Source organism: Teichococcus deserti (assembly GCF_001982615.1).
GTDB lineage: Bacteria > Pseudomonadota > Alphaproteobacteria > Acetobacterales > Acetobacteraceae > Pseudoroseomonas > Pseudoroseomonas deserti.
In genome coordinates this window covers 1-16,764 of sequence record NZ_MLCO01000016.1, presented here as the reverse complement: position 1 = coordinate 16,764, position 16,764 = coordinate 1, and the positions used below count along the sequence as shown (strand labels likewise).

General features: G+C 71.1%; 17 protein-coding genes. 8 read left to right on the top strand and 9 right to left on the bottom strand.

Annotated features, from left to right (window positions below):
* Window positions 1-9 precede the first annotated feature (9 nt).
* The 3 genes from BKE38_RS02510 to BKE38_RS02500 all read right to left on the bottom strand — a co-directional run bounded on the left by BKE38_RS02510 (window position 10) and on the right by BKE38_RS02500 (window position 3,229).
* On the bottom strand, window positions 10-1,320 hold the full coding sequence (locus tag BKE38_RS02510) for an autotransporter strand-loop-strand O-heptosyltransferase (RefSeq protein ID WP_083747250.1): 1,311 nt from the start codon (window positions 1,318-1,320) through the stop codon (window positions 10-12).
* Between the two features lie 122 nt (window positions 1,321-1,442).
* On the bottom strand, window positions 1,443-2,549 hold the full coding sequence (locus BKE38_RS02505) for an isocitrate/isopropylmalate dehydrogenase family protein (RefSeq protein WP_076955792.1): 1,107 nt from the start codon (window positions 2,547-2,549) through the stop codon (window positions 1,443-1,445).
* Window positions 2,540-3,229, bottom strand: a complete 690-nt coding sequence (locus BKE38_RS02500; RefSeq protein WP_076955791.1) for a GntR family transcriptional regulator — start codon at window positions 3,227-3,229, stop codon at window positions 2,540-2,542. Before BKE38_RS02500 ends, BKE38_RS02505 begins: the two co-directional genes overlap by 10 nt.
* Window positions 3,230-3,353: 124 nt before the next feature.
* On the opposite strand from BKE38_RS02500, the gene BKE38_RS02495 reads away from it, so the two are divergent.
* From BKE38_RS02495 to BKE38_RS02460, 8 genes are all read left to right on the top strand, one after another.
* Window positions 3,354-4,331, top strand: coding sequence for a Bug family tripartite tricarboxylate transporter substrate binding protein (locus BKE38_RS02495; RefSeq protein WP_076955790.1), 978 nt, complete (start codon window positions 3,354-3,356; stop codon window positions 4,329-4,331).
* A gap of 477 nt (window positions 4,332-4,808) precedes the next feature.
* On the top strand, window positions 4,809-7,049 hold the full coding sequence (locus BKE38_RS02490; RefSeq protein ID WP_083747249.1) for a TonB-dependent siderophore receptor: 2,241 nt from the start codon (window positions 4,809-4,811) through the stop codon (window positions 7,047-7,049).
* Window positions 7,050-7,076: 27 nt separating this feature from the next.
* A complete protein-coding gene (locus tag BKE38_RS02485; RefSeq protein WP_242662139.1) occupies window positions 7,077-7,373 on the top strand; it encodes a DUF3649 domain-containing protein in 297 nt (98 codons plus the stop codon).
* Window positions 7,370-8,932, top strand: coding sequence for a PepSY-associated TM helix domain-containing protein (locus tag BKE38_RS02480; RefSeq protein WP_076955788.1), 1,563 nt, complete (start codon window positions 7,370-7,372; stop codon window positions 8,930-8,932). The genes BKE38_RS02485 and BKE38_RS02480 overlap by 4 nt, the downstream gene beginning before the upstream one ends.
* On the top strand, window positions 8,929-9,252 hold the full coding sequence (locus BKE38_RS02475) for a DUF3325 domain-containing protein (protein WP_076955787.1): 324 nt from the start codon (window positions 8,929-8,931) through the stop codon (window positions 9,250-9,252). The genes BKE38_RS02480 and BKE38_RS02475 overlap by 4 nt, the downstream gene beginning before the upstream one ends.
* A 38-nt stretch (window positions 9,253-9,290) precedes the next feature.
* A complete protein-coding gene (locus BKE38_RS02470; protein ID WP_076955786.1) occupies window positions 9,291-10,409 on the top strand; it encodes a YncE family protein in 1,119 nt (372 codons plus the stop codon).
* A gap of 17 nt (window positions 10,410-10,426) precedes the next feature.
* The gene (locus BKE38_RS02465; protein WP_076955785.1) at window positions 10,427-11,188 is read left to right on the top strand and encodes a 2,3-dihydro-2,3-dihydroxybenzoate dehydrogenase; all 762 of its coding nucleotides are present in this window, start codon (window positions 10,427-10,429) and stop codon (window positions 11,186-11,188) included.
* Window positions 11,189-11,192: 4 nt separating this feature from the next.
* Entirely contained in the window at window positions 11,193-12,020 is an 828-nt protein-coding gene (locus tag BKE38_RS02460) for an alpha/beta hydrolase (RefSeq protein WP_076955834.1), read from the top strand.
* Here the strand turns inward: BKE38_RS02460 and BKE38_RS02455 are convergent.
* The 6 genes from BKE38_RS02455 to BKE38_RS32760 form a co-directional block, all read right to left on the bottom strand.
* A complete protein-coding gene (locus BKE38_RS02455; RefSeq protein WP_076955784.1) occupies window positions 11,994-12,695 on the bottom strand; it encodes an ABC transporter ATP-binding protein in 702 nt (233 codons plus the stop codon). The genes BKE38_RS02460 and BKE38_RS02455 overlap by 27 nt on opposite strands.
* The gene (locus tag BKE38_RS02450; protein WP_076955783.1) at window positions 12,692-13,441 is read right to left on the bottom strand and encodes an ABC transporter ATP-binding protein; all 750 of its coding nucleotides are present in this window, start codon (window positions 13,439-13,441) and stop codon (window positions 12,692-12,694) included. Before BKE38_RS02450 ends, BKE38_RS02455 begins: the two co-directional genes overlap by 4 nt.
* Window positions 13,438-14,331, bottom strand: a complete 894-nt coding sequence (locus tag BKE38_RS02445; protein WP_165694094.1) for a branched-chain amino acid ABC transporter permease — start codon at window positions 14,329-14,331, stop codon at window positions 13,438-13,440. Before BKE38_RS02445 ends, BKE38_RS02450 begins: the two co-directional genes overlap by 4 nt.
* A gap of 41 nt (window positions 14,332-14,372) precedes the next feature.
* Entirely contained in the window at window positions 14,373-15,245 is an 873-nt protein-coding gene (locus BKE38_RS02440) for a branched-chain amino acid ABC transporter permease (RefSeq protein ID WP_242662138.1), read from the bottom strand.
* A 7-nt stretch (window positions 15,246-15,252) separates the two neighbouring features.
* Entirely contained in the window at window positions 15,253-16,461 is a 1,209-nt protein-coding gene (locus BKE38_RS02435) for an ABC transporter substrate-binding protein (protein ID WP_207553467.1), read from the bottom strand.
* The coding region (locus BKE38_RS32760; protein WP_207553466.1) for a hypothetical protein at window positions 16,439-16,764 on the bottom strand (326 nt) is incomplete at its 5' end. The genes BKE38_RS32760 and BKE38_RS02435, both read right to left, overlap by 23 nt.

The window sequence follows — 16,764 nt, the reverse complement described above, 5'->3', positions numbered from 1 at the left end:
TGCTTGCCCTTACTGCGCGGCCGCCAGGACCGCTTGCGCCGAGGCTGGCGGCGGCGTGGGCGTCGCCGCGGACGTCCGGCGCTGCATCGCCTGCCAGGCCGGGACGCGGGCGATGGTGGACAGCACCTGCTCGGCGGTGATCAGCCGGGAGCATTCGAACTGCCGCGGCGTCCCGGCATGGCGCGGGCACCACAGGAAGTCCTTGTGGTCGAAGCGGTGCTTGGGGTCGTTCCAGCAGCTGTTGCAGGCGTGCCAGTTGATCACCCGGTAGGGGGTGGTGAATTCGTTGGTCGGGTGGGTGAAGCCGCTGATCATCACCACCGGCGTGCCCGCCGCCCAGGCCAGCCAGGCCAGGCCCGAGCTGGTGCCGATGAAGAAGGCGGCATGGCGCAGCCAGCGGGCGCGCTCGGTCAGCGGGCGGTTGCCGGTCTCGTCCTCGACGCCATGCGGCATGTGGTTCCACATGATGCCCTGGCCATGCACCGGCTTCTGGTCGATGCAGACCACGCGGAAGCCGGCGGCCTTCACCGCAGCGACGACGCGGCGCCAGCCATCGGGATTGTTCCAGTACTTGCACTGGGTCGAGGACTGCACGGCGATGCAGACATAGGGCGCGTCGATCGGCGGCCCGGGGTCGTCGAAGCTGATCGCCGGCGCCATCTCGGACGGATCGACGCCCAGGATATAGCCGGCGGTGCGGTGCAGCCCGACCAGGCGGAAGTCGGTCGGCTGCAGCGCGTTCTTCGGATCCTCGAAGAACAGGCCCAGGCAGTAGCTGGCGTAGAAGCTGTCGCGGAGGTTGCCCTCGGCCAGCTCCTCCGGCGTGATGAAGGTGATGTGCGGATAGGCGTCGCGCAGCAGCGGGATGATCAGGCCGGACAGGCTGCAGGTCAGGCGGCAGCCATGCTGCTCGGCGAAGCGGGCGGCATAGGGGAACCAGGCCAGGCTGTCGCCCAGCGTGCCGACCGGGAACTGGATCAGCACCTTGCGGTCACGGGCGTCGTAGTCATGGGTGAAGCTGGGCGGACCCGAATCATCCGGCCCGTCCCAGAGCTCGACCCGGAAGCGCACGAAGAAGCGCTTCGAGGAGTTGATCACCAGCCCTTCCCCGGTGGTGCGGAACAGCAGGCTGTTGGTGTCCCTGTCCCAGAGACGCACCGTCCGCGGCGCGCCGGGCGGCAGCAGCAGGCGGGCGCCCTGGTTGAAATCGAAGCGAAACCCAGCGGGACCGGCGGTGACCGGCGTCCCGGCCGGCGGCACGTAGGGAGGCTTGGGCGGCGCGGCAGGCGCCACCTCAGGCTTCGCTTTTTCCTCACTCATCAGACCAGTCCTGTCCCGCACACGAAGCCGCGAGTTTTGCCGAAAATATTCTGCGGGGGCAATGTGCCTGACAGATCAGCCGACATCGCGCGCAGTTTTTGAGCCGCAGTGCATGGCCTGGCTCAGGCTGTGAGCGCCCCTTCCTGCAGCCGTTCCACCACCGCCCGCGCCACCTCGGCCGTGCCCGCCTTGCCGCCGATATCGGGCGTGCGCAGGCCGCCGGCGAAGACGGCGTCGACTGCGGCCTCGAGCTCGGCGGCGGCCTCGGCCCAGGCCGGGCCGGCGCCGCGGCTGGCCAGCCAGTCCAGCATCAGTGCCGCCGAGAGCAGCATGGCCGTCGGGTTGGCGACGCCCTTGCCGGCGATGTCCGGCGCCGTGCCGTGGCTTGGCTGGAAGACCGCATGGCCCTCGCCGATATCGGCCGAGGGCGCGAAGCCCATGCCGCCGATCAGCCCGGCGCCGAGATCCGACAGGATGTCGCCGAACATGTTCTCGGTCGGCAGCACGTCGAAATCCCAGGGGCGGCGCAGCAGGTCCAGCGCCATGGCGTCGATATAGTGGTCGCCGGCCGCGACATCGCCGTGCTTGGCCGCGACCTCGTAGAAGACCTTCCGCATGAAGGCGAAGCCGGTGAAGACATTGGCCTTGTCGACCAGCGTCACCTTGCCCGGCCGCCCGCGCTTCTCCGCGCGCCGGCGGGCGAGATCGAAGGCGAAATGCGACAGCCGCTCCGTCGTGGCGCGGGTGATCACCATGGTGTCGCGCGCCTCGCGATCCTCGATGATCTCGCCCCGGCCGCGGGCGGCGAAGAGGCCTTCGGTGCTCTCGCGCAAAATGACCAGATCAATGCCTGCAGCCCGCGGATCGGCCAGCACCGTCGGCAGGCCGGGCAGGGCGCGGATCGGGCGGACCCCGGCGAACAGCCCCAATCGGAAGCGCAGGTCCAGCTGCGGCGCGATCTCGGTGCCGTCCGGATAGCGGATGCCCGGCCAGCCCATGGCGCCGAGCAGGATGGCATCCGCCGCTTTCGCCCGCTCGAAGGTCGCCTCGTCCATCGCCGTGCCGGTGTCGCGATAGGCCATGGCGCCGGCGCGGAGGTCTTCGAAGTCGAGGCCCAGCCCGTGGCGGCGGGCCAGCGGGCGCAGCACCGCGACGCAGGCCTCGGTCACCTCCACGCCGATGCCGTCGCCCGGCATCAGCGCGATCTGCAGCGCGTTGCTCAGAGCCATGCCAGACCACTCCTCTCGATCAGGGAAACCAGCTCGGCGCCGCTGCGGGCGCGGTGCCGGTGGTACAGGTTGCGCGCGCGATCGGCCTCGCCGGCGGCGATGGCTTCCAGCACGCGGCGATGCTCGGCGGTGCTGCGCGCCGGCAGCGGCCGTTGCTGCAGGGTGAAGAGGCGCGCGCGATGCGACTGCTCCCAGACCTGCATCACCATGCCTGCCAGGCGGCGGTTGCCGCAGAGCTCGGCCAGGCCCAGGTGGAAGGCCTCGTCGGCCGCGGCCCAGCCGCTGCGATCCTCGGCGGCCAGCGCCGCCTCCATCGCGTCGCAGGCGGCCGACAGCCGTTCCAGCCCGGCGCCAGGATCGGCGCGGCGGGCCAGCAGCTCGGCGGCCATCGGCTCCAGCGCGGTCAGCACGGCATAGATCTCGCGCATGTCCCCGGCGGCGATCGGCAGCACACGCATGCCGTGGCGCGGCGTGATGGCGACCAGCCCCTCCTGCTGCAGCCGCACCATCGCCTCCCGCACCGGGGTGCGCGACAGGCCCAGCTGCAGCGCCAGCTCGCTCTCCAGCCGCTGGCTGCCGGGGGGCAGGGCATTGTCCAGGATTAGTGCCTTCAGCGCCGCATGCGCGGTCTCGGCGGCGCTGCGCGCGCGGGGCTCGGCCCGCTCGGCCGGCTGGGCCATCGACTCCCCCCCTCATTTATGAATTCGTTTGCGTATGCATTGTTGGCAAAGGCAGGATGCGCCCGTCAAGCAGGAACGGCCCCGCCGACCCCGGCAGAAGGGCCCCCGGGAGGATCCTTTCGACATGCCCAAGCTTGCTCGCAGGCCGCTGCTGGCCGCTGCCGCCGCCACCCTCGCCACCCCCGCGCTGGGACAGGCGCCCTGGCCCAGCCGGCCGGTGCGGCTGATCGTGCCCTTCCCGCCAGGCCAGGCCGCCGACATCTTCGGCCGCCTGGTGGCCGACGAATTGTCGAAACGCTGGCCGCAGCGCGTCGTCGTCGAGAACCGCTCGGGCGGCGCCGGCGCGCTGGGGATGGAGGCCGGGGCGCGCTCGGCGCCGGACGGCTACACGCTGGTGGTCGGCACCTCGGGCACGCTGGGTGTGAACCCCTCGGTGATGGCGCAGCTGCCCTACGACGCCGAGCGCGACTTTTCGGCGATCACCAACATCTTCACCCTGCCGCTGGTGCTGGTCGCCCATCCCGGCAGCGGCCCCGCCGATTTTTTGTCCTTCGTGGCGCGGGCGAAGGAAAATCCGGGGGCGCAGAACTACGCCTCCGCGGGTCCCGGCACGGCGCAGCACATGGCGATGGAAATGCTGGCGCATCGCGCCGGGCTGAAGCTGACCCATGTGCCCTATCGCGGCAGCGGCCCGGCCATGGCCGACCTGATCGCCGGCAATGTGCCGCTGATGATGGACAGCCTGGCCAGCGCCCTGCCGCAGGTGCAGTCCGGCCGCGCCCGGGCCCTGGCCGTGACCAGCAAGGCGCGCCCGCCGCAGCTGGCCGCCCTCCCGACCGTCGCCGAGAGCGGCCTGCCCGGCTACGAGGCGCTGGGCTGGTCCGGCCTGGTCGCCCCGGCCGGCACGCCGGAAGAGATCATCGCGAAGATCAACGCCGATGCCGTCGCCATCCTGCGCGACCCGTCCGTCGCCGCGCGGATGGTGGAGCTGGGCGGCTTCCCCGATCCTGGCACCCCGGCCGGGTTCGGCGCCTTCATCCGCGCCGAGATCGCCAAATGGCGCCAGGTCGTCCGCGAGGCGAATATCCGCCTCGACACCTGACCCGCCGCGACGGCCCGGTTGCGACGCCGCCGGGCCGTCGCGGTTCATTGCGAATCGTTCGCAACAACCCTGCCGCCTGTCTGAACGGGCCGTAACACCATCAGTGGCCAAGCCCATGCCGGTCCGCACCATCAGGCAAGGCGGCCGGGCAGCCGGCCTGACCGTGGTCCGGCGCGGCCGGCCTGGTGCCGATTCGCGCCCATCGCTGATCCTGACACAGCCCGCACGAAATGGCGGGATCGGAGTATTCCCGCGGGATCTCCGCCGTAGCCGCCAACATGGGCTTCGGCGTGGCCTTGGCCTCGCCCTTCCCGGACGGTGAAAATTCGACGAATTGTTACCGCAGCCCTTGCCCAAGGTTACCGGGACGACTATGCGGGCGCCTCGCAGACGCGTCGCATTCTCAACTGGCTGGCAAGGACTGGAACTATGGCTCGGCGAGCACCCAAGGTTATCCGGCGCGGCCAGCGCGCCCTGATGGCGCCCCTGGTCGCGGCGGCGGTGGCTGCCCCGCTCGGCGGCGCCCTCGCCCAGGACAGCAGCGTCGCGGCCCCGGCCCCGGCCCCGGGCAGCGCCGTCGCCCTGCCGGAGGTCAGCGTCCAGGGCGGCGTCGAGCGCGGCCACAGCCCGGTGCAGGGCTTCGTTGCCGGCGTCAGCGCCACCGCCAGCAAGACCGACACGCCGATCATCGAGACGCCGCAGTCGATCTCCGTCGTCACCGCCGACGAGATCCAGGCCCGCAACGCGCGCAGCCTGACCCAGGCGCTGCGCTACACCGCCGGCACCACGGTGGAGCCGCGCGGCAACACCGCCGTCCGCCTCGACCAGATGTCGATCCGCGGCTATTCGCCGGCGACCTTCCTGGACGGCATGCGCATCGCCGGCGGCCGCGACGCCAATCCCAGCATCGACCCCTACCGCATGGAGCGGGTCGAGGTGCTGCGCGGCCCGGCCTCCGTCCTCTACGGCACCACGCCGCCGGGCGGCATGGTCAACGTGGTCACCAAGCGCCCGACCGACGAGCGCATCCGCGAGATCCTGGTCGAGGGCGGCAACCGCGACAGCCGCCGCGTCGCCGGCGACCTCAGCGGCCGGCTGGACAGCGAAGGCAAGTTCCTCGGCCGTGTGCTCGGCTCCTATTCGGAGGGCGACGGCGAGCTCGACGAGACCCGCACCCGCCGCTACTTCTTCTCCGGCGCGCTGACCTGGCGGCCGGACACGGACACCAGCGTCACCGTCTTCGGCCACTACCAGCGCGACCCGGAATCGGCCTCCTATGGCAGCGTGCCGTCCTGGGGCTCGGCGCTGCCGAACCCGAACGGCCGCATCGGCACGCGCTTCTATGACGGCGACCCGAATCTCGAGCGCTCCAACCGCACCAACTACATGATGGGTTGGCTGGCCGAGCACCGCGTCAACAGCGCGCTGACCTTCCGCCAGAACGTCCGCTACCTGCACACCCAGGGCGAGTACCGCAGCGTCTATCACTCGCTGACCTCGGCCGACCTGCGCCGCACCCAGCGCTCGATCTTCGGCACCGACGCCAATCTCGACGCCTTCACCGTCGACAACCAGGCGCAGCTGACCCTGCGCACCGGCCCGGCGCAGCACACCGTGCTGGTCGGCCTCGACTACTATCGCCTGCTGAACGACGTCTATACCGGCTCGGCCGCCTACAACACCGCGGCCGGCCGCCGCACGCTGCAGCAGGACCTGTTCAACCCGCGCTACGCCAACCAGGGCAGCGTGTGGCCGGGCTTCTCCTCCTACAGCAGCCAGCGCCAGAACCAGCTGGGCCTCTACCTGCAGGACCAGGTGAAGATCGGCCAGCTGGTGCTGCTGGCCGGTGGCCGCCTCGACTGGTCCGACAGCACGACCGAGAACAGCTCGGTCGCGACGCAGCGCCGCACCTCGGTCGCGCGGCAGAAGGACCATGCCGCGACCGTGCGCCTCGGCGCCGTCTATCTGTTCGACAACGGCTTCGCGCCCTATGTCAGCTACAGCGAGAGCTTCGAGCCGCAGTCCGGCACCGACCGCTTCCTGAACCCCTTCGAGCCGACCACCGGCCGGCAATACGAGGTCGGCCTGCGCTACCAGCCGCCGGGCACCACCCTGTCCTTCAGCATCGCCGCCTATGACCTGCTGCGGCAGAACGTGCTGTCGACCGACGCGGTGAACCCGCAGTTCAGCACGCAGCAGGGCGAGACCACGACCCGCGGCCTGGAGCTGGAGGCCAAGGCCAGCCTGGCCGAGGGCCTGCGCCTGACCGCCGCCTTCACCCTGCAGGATGTCGAGTACACCCGCAGCAACAACAGCACCACGATCGACTATGCGATCGAGGGCCGCGCCTCCGGCGGCAGCGTGCCGCTGCAGGGCAAGACCCCGGCCGGCCAGCCGCGCACCAGCGCCTCCGCCTGGCTCGACTACACCGCGCCCGAGGGCCGGCTGCAGGGCCTCGGCGTCGCCGGCGGCGTGCGCTACCTCGGCTCCAGCTACGGTGACGACGCCAACACCTTCAAGGTGCGCGCAGCGACGCTGTTCGACATGGCGCTGCGCTACGACCTGGGCCAGCTCGGCCGCAACCTCGAGGGCATGCTGGCCTCGGTCAATGTCACCAACCTGGCCGACACGCGCTACATCAACAGCTGCAGCGGCTATGCCTGGTGCTGGTACGGCTATGGCCGCACCGTCACCGCCGGCCTGCGCTACCGGTTCTGAGCGGCCATGGCCGCGGCAGCTGACAGGGTGAGGCCGCCGCGCGCCGCGGAAGCACGGCGCGTCGCCGGGATCGTGACCCGGCTGCTCGCCGGCGTCGGCGGCGGCTATGCGGTGGCAGGCCTGGCCGATGCCTGGCTGGCCACCAGCCTGCCGATGCCGCGGGTCGAGGCAGTGCTGACCAGCGGCATGCTGTCCTTCGTCATCCTGGCTGTCTGCATCGTCTTCGCCTTCGCCGCGCGCCAGGCCTGGCGCGCGGCGGCCGGCATCGCCATCCTGGCGGCCATCCTGGCCGGGTTGCTGTGGCTGCAGGGGCACGCGCCATGAAGGAAGGCTTCCGCCAGAGCATGGCCTGGCTTCACACCTGGACCGGCCTGCTGGTCGGCTGGGTGCTCTTCGCCGTCTTCCTGACCGGGACCGCCGCCTATCTGCGCCCCGAGATCTCGCATTGGATGCGGCCCGAGCTCGCCGCCGTCAGCCCCGGCCCGCACAATGCGGAGGTCGCCATGGCGGCGATGCAGCGCCTGGCGCCGAACGCGCCGAGCTGGTTCATTACCCTGCCGGAAGCGCGCGAGAACGCGCTGCGCGTCTTCTGGCGCGATCCGTCATCCAGCGGCCGCGGCTTCCGCAACGCCACGCTGCATCCCGACAGCGGCGAGCCCGTCGCCGCCCGCGACACCCGCGGCGGCGAGTTCTTCTTCCGGTTCCACTTCGAGCTGCATTACCTCAGCGTCTTCTGGGGGCGCTGGATCATCATCGTCTGCACGATGTTCATGCTGATGGCCATCATCAGCGGCGTCATCACGCATCGGCGGATCTTCGCCGACTTCTTCACCTTCCGCCCGGCCAAGGGCCAGCGCTCCTGGCTCGACGGGCACAATGTCGCGGCGGTGCTGGCGCTGCCCTACCACCTGATGATCACCTATAGCGGCCTGGTGATCTTCATGGCCATGGCCATGCCCTGGGGCATGGAGCGCGCCTATCCCAATCCGCGCCAGGGCTTCAACGCCGAGCTCTCCGGCAATCCGCCGCCGCGGCCGCGCGCCAATGCCGCCGCCCCGCTGGCGCCGATCGGGCCGATGCTGGCCGAGGCGGCGCGGCGCTGGGACGGCGGCGCGCCCGGCCGCATCACTGTCAGCAACCCGGGCGACGCCGCGGCCACGGTGCAGCTGGTCCGCGCCGGGCATGAGCGCGTCTCGACCAGCGCGCAGAGCGTCACCTTCGACGGCGTCACCGGCGCCGTCATCGCGCAATCCGCCACGCCCGGCCCGGCGGCGCAGATGCATGGCGTGGTCTATGGCCTGCATCTGGCGCGCTTCGCCGGCCCGGCGCTGCGCGCGCTGTTCCTGCTGGCGGGGCTGGCGGGGACGGTGATGGTGGCGACGGGCTGCATCCTCTGGGCGGTGAAGCAGCGGCAGCAGGCGTTGAAGTCCGGCCGCATCGGCTTCGGCACGCATCTGGTCGAGCATCTGAACGTCGCCGCCATCGCCGGCCTGCCGCTGGCCATGGCCGGCTTCTTCTGGGCGAACCGTCTGCTGCCGCTCGACCTGCCGCAGCGCGCGGCGTGGGAAATCCATGCCTTCTTCGCGGTCTGGGCGCTGTGCCTGCTGCATCCGCTGTTCCGCCGCGGGCGCCGCGCCTGGGTCGAGCAGTTCGCCGCCGGCGCCGTGGCCTTCGCGCTACTGCCGGTGCTGAACTTCCTCGTCACGGACGCGCATCTTTTGGCCTCGGCGATGGCGGGCGACTGGCTGCGCGTGGGCTTCGACCTCGGCCTGCTGGTGTGCGGCGGCTTGCTGGGCGCGATCGCCATGAAGGTCGCGCGCCATGCGCCGTCCGCCGCGCGGCGCCCCGCGCACAGCACCCGCACGGCGGAGGCGGCGCCATGACGCTGCTCGGCCTGGCGCTCGCCTATGCCGGCTTCCTGGCGCTGTCGCTCGCCATGGAGCGCCACCACGAACAGGTTTTCGCGGTCCGCCGCATTCCCGTGCTGCGCGCCCGGCTGTGCTTCTGGGGCGGCTGGGCGTTGCTCGCGCTGTCGCTGCTGCCGCCGGTCGCCGCTTTCGGCTGGGGCCTTGGCCTTGTCGTCTGGACAGGGCTGCTGACCGCGAGCGCCATGCCGCTGGCGCTGCTGCTGTGCTATGCCCCGCGGGTGGCGCTGTGCCTCGGCGCCGCGCCGCTGCCGGCAGGGCTGCTCGCCTTGCTTTGAGCCCTCGACGGCCACGGAATGAACGAAAGGATTTCGCCATGCCGACTGTTCCCGCCCTTGGCCGCCGGCCGCTGCTGGGCCTCGCTGGCCTTGGCCTGCTCGCCGTCCCGGCCCGTGCCGCCGAGCCGGCCGTGACCCGCCGCGAGATCGGCGTCGGCCTCTACGAGCTCGCCTATAGCGCGCGGCAGAAGGCGGTCTTCGTCGCGGCCTCCGGCGGCTTCGGCGAGAATTCGGTCGACAGCCGGGTGCTGCGCCTCGATCCGGCGACGCTGGCGGTGCAGGCCGAGATCCCGCTGCCGCTCAAGGGTTTTGGCGTGGCGCTCGACGAGGCGTCGGGCCGTCTCTATGTCGGCCACAGCACCGAGGCCTCGGTCAGCGTCATCGACATCGCGGCGAACAAGCTGGTCGGCACGCTGCGCCTGGCCGAGAAGGTCCGCGCCGCCGACGGCAAGGAGAGCGCGCCCTATAGCCTGCGCGAGCTGCGCCTCGATGCGACGGGCGCCACCCTCTACATCCCCGGCTTCAGCACCGAGAACAGTGTTCTTTATGTTGTCGATGCCAAGGCGATGACGCTGAAGGGCACTGTCACGGGCATGGGGCCGGGCGCCATCGGCATCGCCGTCGATTCGGCCAATCAGCGCGTCTTCCTCTCCTCGCTGCTGGGCCGGCTCTACACCGTCGACGCCAAGGCGGTGACGCTGGCCAAGGACGTCGCCGCCGGCGGGCTGGAGCAGCCGATGAACCTGGAATTCGACGCGGCCACCGGCCAGGTGCTGGCGGTGGACCAGGGGCTGGAAAGCATGCCGGGCTATCAGGCGAAGATGCAGCCGGGCTTCACCTCGAAGCATCCGGGCAACCGGGTCGCGCGCATCGATCCCGCCGATGGCCGCCTGGTCGCCGAAGGGCCGGCGCCGAAGGGCCCGCTGTCGCTGCTGCTGGACGAGGCCGGCGGCCGCGTCTTCGTCGCCTCCCGCGAGGACGGCGCCATCGCCGTGCTGGACGCCAGGACGCTGGCCAGCCGCGCGACCGTCGCCCTGCCGAAGCACCCGAACAGCCTGGCCTTCGACGCAGCGGGCAAGATGCTCTATGTCTCGGTGAAGAACGGGCGCGACGTGCCGCGCAACTCGGCCGAGAGCGTGGCGCGCATCGCCTTCTGAGCAGCAGGAGCGGCGCCATGCGGGCCAGCGGCATCGAGGGGCGGATCGCCTTCCTGACGGGGGCAGGGGGCGGCATCGGCGCCGCCCTGGTCCGTGCGCTGCACGAGGAAGGCGCGCGCATCGTCGCGACCGACCGCGGTATCGAGGGCATTCCTGACCTGGACGGCGTCTGGCGCGCGCCGCTGGACGTCGCCGATGCCGCCGGCGTCGAGGCGCTGGTCGAGCGGGTTGAGGCCGAATGGGGCCCGATCCATTACGGCGTCAGCGTCGCCGGCGTGCTGGCCACCGGCCTGGTCGCCGAGACCAGCGATGCCGACTGGGACCGCGTCTTCGCCATCAATGCCCAGGGCGTGTTCCATCTGGGGCGCGCCCTGGCCCGGCGCATGACGCCGCGCAAGGCCGGCGCCTTCGTCACCGTCAGCTCCAACGCCGCCAGCATCCCGCGGCACGGCATGGCGGCCTATGCGGCGTCGAAGGCGGCGGCCAGCATGTTCACCCGCTGCCTCGGCCTGGAGCTGGCGCCGCATGGCATCCGCTGCAACATCGTGGCGCCAGGCTCGACGCTGACGCCGATGCAGACGGGCATGTGGGCCGACGAGCATGGCGCCGCCCGCGTCATCGCCGGCCTGCCCGAGGCCTATAAGACCGGCATTCCGCTGGGCAAGCTGGCCACGCCCGAGGACGTCGCCGATGCCGTGCTGTTCCTGCTGTCCGACCGCGCCGCGCATGTCACCATGACCGACATCCTGGTCGATGGCGGCGCGACGCTGCGGGGCTGAGGCGATGCCGCCGGTCTCGCTGTCGGGCACGCAGGTTTTCGACATTCCGGGCGGCTGGCAGCTCTGGCTGGCGGTGCCGGAGTCGCCGCCGCCGGAAGCCGGATTTCCCGTGGTCTGGCTGCTGGACGCCAATGCGTGCTTCGGCACGGCGCTGGAGACGATGCGCATGGCCTCGGCGCGGCAGAAGGTGACGCGCATGGCGCCCGCCATCCTGGCCGGCATCGCCTATCCGACCGAGGACGGCTTCGACCGCGCCCGCCGCAGCTTCGACTATACCGCCGGGCCGCCGGCTGCCGAACCGCATCGTGGCCAGTCCGGCGGGCGCGACGCCTTCCGCGACATGCTGCGCGACGTCGCGCGGCCGCTGGTGGCGCGGCAGGCGCCGATCGATCCGGCGCGGCAGATCATCATCGGCCATTCGCTGGCAGGCAATCTGGTGCTGGATCTTCTGGCGCATGACAGCGCCCTGTTCAGCGGCTATGGCGCGCTGAGCCCGTCGATCTGGTGGGATCGGCCGCGGCTGCTGCGCGGGCTTGCCACGGCCGCCGATGCCCGTCCGGATGTCTTCCTCGCTGTCGGCGAATGGGAAGAAGGGCTGGCGCCCTGGGAAGCCGGGCTGCCGGGCGCCGAGGACAGCGCCGCGCGGCGCGGGCGGCGCGCCATGGTCAGCAACCTGCGCGACATGGCGACCACGCTCGGCTCCTGCCTGCCGCAGGCGCGGGTTCATGCGGAGACCTGCCCGGGCGAGACGCATGCCTCGATGCTGCCGCTCGGGCTGATGCGGGCGCTGCGTTTTCTTCTGGCGTCAGACGCCCAGGTGTTCCTGGAGTAGCGAGCGGTCGGCGAGCAGCGCTTCCGACGGCCCGTCAAAGACCAGCCGCCGCCCGGCCAGCACCAGCGCGCGTGGGCAGAGCCGCAGGGCGAGGGCGGCATTCTGCTCGGCCAGCAGCACGGTCAGCCCTGCCTCGGCCAGCTTGCCAACGTGCTGCACGATGATCTCCTCGGCCATCATCGGCGCCAGGCCTTCGCTCGCCTCGTCCAGCACCAGCAGCGGCGCCTGGGTCAGCAGGGCGCGGCCGATGGCCAGCAGCTGACGCTCGCCGCCGCTGAGCGCGCTGCTGGAGGCATGCCGCCGCTCCGCCAGCCGCGGGAAGGTCTCGAAGATTTTTTCGAGTGTCCATGCGCCGCGCGGCTGGCGCAGCGTGGCGAGGCGAAGATTCTCTGACACCGACAGCGTCGGGAACAACCCGCGGCCCTGCGGCACCAGCGCCATGCCACGGCGGGCGATGCGATGCGTCGGCCAGTCCTGCACGGCCTCGCCCTGCAGGCGGATCGTGCCTGACAGGCGCGGGCCGAGATTGAACAGCGCCTGCACCAGCGTCGTCTTGCCGGCGCCGTTGCGGCCGAGCAGCGCCACCTTCTCGCCGGCCCCGATGCGCAGCGAGACATCGGAAAAGACCTCGACGGCGCCGTAATGGGCGGAAAGCTTGTCGAGCTCCAGCATCATGCCGCCAGCGCCCCGAGATAGGCCTCACGCACCGCCGGATGCGCCTGCACCGCCGCTGGCGTGTCGAGGCAGAGCAGCCTTCCGAGGTTGAGCACGGCGATGCGGTCGCAGGCGGCGAAGGCGATCTCCACCTCATGGGTGATCAGCATCACCGAGGTGCCTTCGTCATGGCGGCGGATGATGGCCAGCAGCCGGCGCGCCTCGTCGGGCGCCAGGCCGGCGGTGGGCTCGTCCAGCAGCAGCAGGCGCGGCCGCAAAGCGAGGGCGATCAGCAGGTCGGCCATGCGCTGCTCGCCATAGGCCAGGTCGGCGACGCGGGCCTCGGCGCGGTGCTGCAGCCCGGCCTCGATCAGCAGGCGATCGGCCTCGTCATTGGCGGCGCGGGTGGCGCGGGCGCCACCCCACCAGGACAGGCCACGCCCGGCATGCTGGCGCGCGGCCATGGCGATGTTCTCGCGCAAGGCGAGGGCCGGGAAGAGCATCGGCTTCTGGAAGCTGCGCACCAGCCCACGCGCCACGCGCTGCGCCGGCGCCAGGCGATCGATGGCGGCGCCGTCGAAGCGCAGGCTGCCCGCGTCGGGCTTGAGGAAGCCGGTGATCATGTTGAACAGCGTGGTCTTGCCGGCGCCGTTCGGGCCGATCAGGCCCAGCGTCTCGCCGCCGCGCAGATCGAGCGTGACATCGCTGATGGCGGCGAACTCGCCGAAGCGCTTGCCGACGCCCTCGACCTGCAGCAGCGCGGTCATGGCGTGCGTCCCTTGCGGGTCAGCCGGAGAAACCCGCTCGCGAGCCCTTGCGGCATCACCAGCACGGTCAGCACGAACAGCAAGCCGACGCAGAGCTGCCAACGGTCGGTCCAGGCGCCGACATAGGTCTGCAGCGCCAGATAGACCGCCGTGCCGAGAAAGGCGCCCCAGAGCGAGCCGACGCCGCCGATCACCAGCATGATGATCATCGTCGCCGACAGCGTCCAGTGCACGCTTTGCGGCCCGACATAGAGGTTGACGAAGGGGTAGAGCGAACCCGCCGCGCCGGCCATGGCGCCGGCGACCAGCAGCGCGCGGAAGCGCACGGAGAACAGGGTGTAGCCCAGCGCCTGCATGCGGATCGGCTGTTCCCGCGTGCCGATCAACGCCCGGCCGAGCGGGGAGGCCACGAAGCTGCGCGCGACACCGAGGCTGCCCAGCGCCAGCAGCCCGGCAAGGACGAAGAGCGAGCGGGCATCGCCCAGCGCCCAGGGCCCGAGCGAGAGCGGCGGCAGCCCGCGCAGCCCGTCGGCGCCGCCGGTGACCTCGCGCCAATGAAAGCAAATTTCCCAGACGATCTGGCCGAAGAGCAGCGCCAGGATCAGCAGGAAAAGGCTGCCGGCGCGCAGGATGACCAGGCCCATCAGCGCGGCGACCGCCGTGCCCATGGCGATGCCGATGCCGAGCATCACCGGCAGCGAGGCGCCGAGATGCTGGGCGGCGATGGCGGCGGCATAGGCGGCCGATCCGAACAGCGCGGCATGGCCGAGCGAGATGAGGCCGCCGAAGCCGATCAGCAGGTCGAGGCTCAGCACCGCGGTGCCGATGAGCAGGATTTCCGCCAGGAAGCGCAGCTGGAAATCACCGGACAGGGCCGCGACCGCAGCCATGGCCGCAAGCCCGGCCATCGGGAGGGCAAGGCGGGAAAGACTCATAGCTGGCGCAGCGGCGGGGCCACGAGGCCGTTGGGACGCGCCAGCAGCAGCGCGATCATCGCCGAGAAGGCGGCGAGGTTGGCGAATTCCGGGAACCAGACCTTGCTGAAGGTCAGCGCGAAACCGACGACGAGCGCGCTCAGCACCGTGCCGCCGAAGCTGCCCAGGCCGCCGACGACGACGGTGATCAGCGCCAGGATCAGCACCTCCTCGTCCAGTCCCGGATAGGCGGCGAGCATGCCTGCGCCGAGCGCGCCGCTGAGGCCGCCCAGCCCCGCCGAGAGCATGAAGACGGCGGCGAAGAGGCGGCGGGTGTCGATGCCCAGCGTCTCGACGATGCCGCGGTCGCTGACGGCAGCGCGCACCACGGCGCCCCACATCGTCCGGTCGAAGAGCAGCCACAAGGCGAGGGCCATCGCGAAGCCGGCGCCGATGATGAACAGGCGATAGAGCGGGAAGGGCATGTCGAAGAGGAAGACCACGCCCTGCAGCATCTCCGGCAGCTCAGGCGAGAGGATCTGCGCGCCGAAACCCCAGCGCATCAGGTCGGCGAAGATGACGGAGAGGCCGTAGGTCAGCAGCACCTGCATCAGATGCGGCCGGGCGTAGAAGGCGCGCAGCGGGAAGCGTTCCAGCAGCGCGCCGGCCAGGGCGGTCGCCAGGAAGGCGACGGGAAAGGCCATCCACCAGGGCGCGCCGGACGCCAGCCAGTGGACCGCGATGTAGGAGCCCAGCAGATAGAAAGAACCATGCGCCAGATTGACGAAATTCATCAGGCTGAGGACCACCGACAGGCCCAGCCCGGTCAGCAGCAGCAGCGCCGAGAAGGACAGCGCGTTCAGCACCTGGATGGCGGCATAGCCCATCATGCTGCGTTCAGGCGGGGATGCCGGGGTCGCGCACCTGGCGGTAGGTGTGCAGCACGGTGTTGACCATGCGGCCATCCTCGCCGCGCTTCACCTCGTTGACATGGATGTCGAGGATGGCCTGGCCATTGCGCGGGTCGAAGGGCATCGGGCCGAAGGCGGTCTCGACCGGCGCGGCGAACAGACCGGCGCGGGTCTTCTCCCAATCGGCGAGGTCGCCGTTGCTGCGCTCCAGCGCCGCCTTGATCACCTGGCCGCAGACATAGCCGGTGGTGCTGAACTCGCCGGGCAGCGGCTTGCCGGTCGCGCGATAGGCCTCGATGAAGGCGGCGCTGGCGGGCGCGGTCGGCGACTGGTGGAAGGTGTTCACGGCGCCGAGCGCGGCATCGCCCACCGCCGGCAGCACGTCCTCCTGGTCGAAGAAGGCGCCGGTGCCGACCAGCGGCACGCGGCCGGCCAGGCGGTATTCCTTCCACTGCCGCAGGAAGCGCACGGCGTCGCTGCCGGCGAAGAAGCCATAGACCACCTCGGGGCGTTCCGAGGCGATGGTGGTCAGCAGCGGGCCGAAGTCTGCGCTGCCCAGCGGTGTCCAGAGCTGCCGGCCGATGCCGCCGCCGAGGCGGCGATAGCCCTCGGCGAAGTCGCCGATATATTCGCGCCCCGCGGCATAGTCGGAGCCGACGGTCAGCACCTTCGACTTCGAGACCTTCTCATAGGTCCAGCGGGCGGCGGTGTCGCCCAGCATCCAGTTGGTCTTGGTCGGGCGCAGGATGAAGGGGCTGGCGGCCTTGCGCGCCAGGTCGTTGGCCGAGCCGAGCAGGAAGGTCGGCATCCGCGCCTCGGTGACCACGTCGCGGAGCGCCAGCGCCACGCCGGAACTGATGACGCCGCAGAGCAGGTCGACCCTGTCCTGGCCGATCAGCTTGCGCGCCTTGCGCACGCCTTCCTCGGGGCGGGCCTGGTCGTCCTCGACCAGGAACTCGACGCGGCGGCCGGCGATCGCCTGGCCGGACTGCGCCAGCAGCAGTTGCATGCCGGCCCGCATGCTCTCGCCCAGCGCGGTGAAGGGGCCGGAGAGGGAGGTGACCATGCCGATGCGCAAGGGCTGCGCCTGCGCGATTGCAGGCCGCGCGAGGCCCAGGGCGGCAGCGCCCGCCAGCAGGCCGCGGCGGCCCAGCGAGGCGCCGGGACGGATGTCATTTTGGCAATGCTTCGGCATCAATGATCCCCGGCCGGCTGGCAACCTTCGCCGTCTGCGAATGATTTGCATGCTCTTCTGACAGCGGCGTCTGGCCCTGGCAAGCCGGGCGGCCCGGCCCTGCCATGTCGGTGTCGTCATGCGGCGGCGCGAGGCGGTTGCCGAAGCCCGCCGATCCATCGATAATGAGAACCATTCTCAGGACTGTCCGGAAGGACCCGACGCCATGCCCTTGTCCCCCGCTCCCAAGCTCTCGCGCCGCGGCGCCGAGCAGCGCCAGGGCGCCGCGGCGCGAGAGCTTGGGAGCGGGGGACAAGGGCATGG